This window comes from Rhodococcus sp. BS-15, assembly GCF_000813105.1.
GTDB lineage: Bacteria > Actinomycetota > Actinomycetes > Mycobacteriales > Mycobacteriaceae > Rhodococcoides.
Window position 1 is genome coordinate 1 of record NZ_BAOX01000579.1, and the last position, 950, is coordinate 950.

Sequence of the window (950 nt, forward strand, 5' to 3'; positions counted from 1 at the left end):
TGGTGGGCTTGGCACCACTGCGCGGGGCGCCCGCACATCACGCAGCATCTGTCGCGGATGGTCAGGGCGATGCGTTGGTCGTCGGAGGCGAGTCTGGTGCTGCGGCCGAGCGCGAGCGGGACGCCGTGGTGGTCGACGATGACAGGGGTGAGGTCGGCGTCGCAGGTGAGAAGCTCGGCGAGGGACCGGCTCATCGGCCCGGTCCAGTCGAAGTGGAACGGCCACTCGGCATCGCCAGGCTCGGGAGCGGACTTCTCCCCGGCAGCGCGACCACCGGCAGCATCACTACCGGCATCGCTACGGCCGACACGATCGTCGCGGAAATCGCCGGTTCGTGAACTGCCGCCGGCACCGGCGTCGGCATCCCTGGTTCTGGTAGCGCCGTCGGCACCGGCACCGGGTGTCGAACTCGTTGGTGCGCAGGCAGTGTGATTCTTTCCGCGGTCACTGAGCAACTCCCGCAGCGGGACGATCAAATGCACCGACGCCCGTGACCCACCTGCCGATCCGCGGCTGCTGCCGCTCAGGTGCCGGTCGAGGATCTGATCGAGTGCATCGGCCCGCCGCTTCGACGGACTCCGCGGGTCACGCGCACCACCCGGGCCGGGCCGCGGAGCGGTCAAAGCCGACAGTGTCGTGAGCAGCTTCTCGGCGAGGAGCCGGTCGACGTTGCCACCGAGCTGGAAGCGGCCATCGGACAACGGATGAACATCGAACCGGTTCAGGTTCGGGTTCTCCGACACCGGTACCGGCGGCGGCCCCGATGGAACAGGTTCGGGCCCAGCAGGTTCGGGCCCAGCGGCACCCGTGCCACCTGCGCCATCTGCGCCATCTGCGCCACCGCAATCACCCGAGCTACCTGCATCGGCTCGGCTCGCCTGCTCCTGCTCGCGCTCTCGTTCCTGCTCCCGTTCGCGTCGTTCCTTCTCTGCCTGCTCATGTCTTTCTCG

The 950-nt window shown here is 68.6% G+C and carries 2 protein-coding genes; one reads left to right on the forward strand and one right to left on the reverse strand.

Features of this window, described 5'->3' with window-relative positions; genetic code table 11:
* Window positions 1-701 (reverse strand): DUF222 domain-containing protein (locus tag RHBS_RS31310; RefSeq protein ID WP_237669876.1); only part of this gene is annotated, 701 nt, incomplete at its 3' end.
* A 3-nt stretch (window positions 702-704) separates the two neighbouring features.
* Between RHBS_RS31310 and RHBS_RS31315 the strand changes: the two genes are divergently transcribed.
* A partial coding sequence (locus RHBS_RS31315; protein ID WP_237669877.1) for a hypothetical protein occupies window positions 705-950 on the forward strand: 246 nt, incomplete at its 3' end.